The organism is Halomonas sp. V046 (assembly GCF_052645355.1).
Genome location: NZ_JBQXYF010000030.1, coordinates 1 through 2,039, shown reverse-complemented (window position 1 = coordinate 2,039; position 2,039 = coordinate 1). Strand labels below are relative to the sequence as shown.

The following is a 2,039-nucleotide window of genomic DNA, read 5'->3' as shown; positions in this document are numbered from 1 at the left end:
TGCCATCGTCGCCCACCGTGCCCTGTCCGAGCACGGTGTCATCCGGGCCGGTCACGGTGACGCTGGCCCCGGGTTCGCCGCTACCGCTGACGGTGGTTCCGTCATCACTCACGACGACATTCGTTGGAGCATCCGGCGCGGTTGTATCCAGCGTCGTGGTATCGGTAACTGTGCCGGTGTTACCGGCTACATCGGTGACCGTTGTGGACACCGTCAGTTCACCGTCGGCCAGGCCACTGAGGTCCTGACCCGCCACGCTCACCGCGCCGGTGTCGGCATCGACCGTGATATCAGCGGCGCTCACGGTCAGGCTAACGGAACCGTCGGTAATGGTGATGCTGTCGATGCTGCTGCCCACCTCGATCTTACCGCTCAGGGTGACGCTGGTCGCCTCGGCGACGCTAAGTAGACCGTCCCCTCCATCCCCAAAAACCACGCTGTTACGGCCGTCACCGTCCACCGGACCGGTGAAATCGATAGTGACGATGCCATTGACCACCGTCTCGTTACCCGCTGCATCGGTGGCGGTCACCGTGACGGTAGTATCGCCTTCCCCTAGTGCATCCAAGATGTCATCCGCCAGCGTCCAGGTGCCATCGCCATTGTTAGTCGCGGAATAGTCAGTACCATTTACGGTAACGGCAATTGATGCACCGAGATCGTCTACGCTGCCCGACAACTCCGGCGAGACGTCGTTGGTGATGGCCAAGGAGTCGAGCATCAAGGAAGGCGCCAGCGTATCGACGCTAAAAGAAAACTCGTTACTCACGACACTTTCGTTACCCGCTACATCGGTTGCTTTAGCGGTATACGCATAATTGCCGTCGGCTAAGGGGCCATCCGGGGTAAAGCTCCAACGGCCTTGTTCATTAGCAACCACGGCGCCAAGCGCGTTCCCTCCCTCGAAGAGAGCGACGGTGCTCCCCGCTTCCGCGCTGCCCGTCAACGTTGGCTGACTATCGTTAATGGTGGTGCCCGATGCGAACTCGCCTTGCTCGGGGTCGACGCTGTCCATGCCGGTGGCAATGACAGGGGCCGCTGGTGGCGTAGTATCGACCAACACAGCGTCAGTCGTGATAGTGGCCGCTGAACTCGTATTGCCAGCTTGATCGGACGCCGTAATGCGAACAACAGCGCCATCCGGAAGCGCGGGGTCGATCGAAACACTCCAGTTTCCTGCGCCATCAGCCATGGCCATGAGACCAAGCGACTCATCGCCATCAATAGCAATGTTGATAGCAGCACCCGGCTCGGAAGTGCCTGCCAGTAGGGTGCCATCGCTCGGATCCACCATCGGCACTTCAGGCGCGGTGGAATCCACACTGACGGCACCAAGACGACCCACAGCACTAGAGTTTCCCGCCACATCCGTCTGGCGCACTTGAACGTCACCTGCGGCGTAATCACCTTCCTCGAGAACAAACTCGATACCTGTTCCAGTATCCCAAGTATTCCCTGCGTCGAACGAGAATTCCCAAGTTGCGCCAGGCTCAAGACCAGATAACGTGATAGCCCCATCGCTGGTAATCCCATCGCCCGGCGTCCCGGTATCGTTGGTCAGGGCAATCGTGGGCAACTCCGGCGCGGTGGCGTCGGGTGCCGTGGCATTTGCCGGCGCGGATTCATTATCCGAGGCGTCGGTTTGCGTGACGCCGAGGGCTTCACCGTCGAGCTGGGGCTCGTCCAGCACCACGCTGAACGTGCCATCGTCACCCACCGTGCCCTGTCCGAGCACGGTGTCATCCGGGCCGGTCACGGTGACGCTGGCCCCGGGTTCGCCGCTACCGCTGACGGTGGTTCCGTCATCACTCACGACGACATTCGTTGGGGCATCGGGTGCAGTAGTGTCGGGTGACGTGGCACCGGTGGGGGCAGACTCATTGCCTGAGCCATCCGATTGGGTCACTTCCAAGGCTTCGCCGTCGAGCTGGGGCTCGTCCAGCACCACGCTGAACGTGCCATCGTCGCCCACCGTGCCCTGTCCGAGCACGGTGTCGTCCGGGCCGGTCACCGTGACGCTGGCCCCGGGTTCGCCGCTA

Annotated in this window: 1 protein-coding gene; it reads right to left on the bottom strand. The window is 61.7% G+C overall.

Annotation, left to right across the window (positions count from 1 at the left end; all coding sequences use genetic code 11):
- Positions 1-1,990: Ig-like domain-containing protein (locus tag ACUN9Y_RS22040; RefSeq protein WP_445462895.1), on the bottom strand; the 1,990-nt coding region annotated here is incomplete at its 3' end.
- Positions 1,991-2,039: the final 49 nt, after the last annotated feature.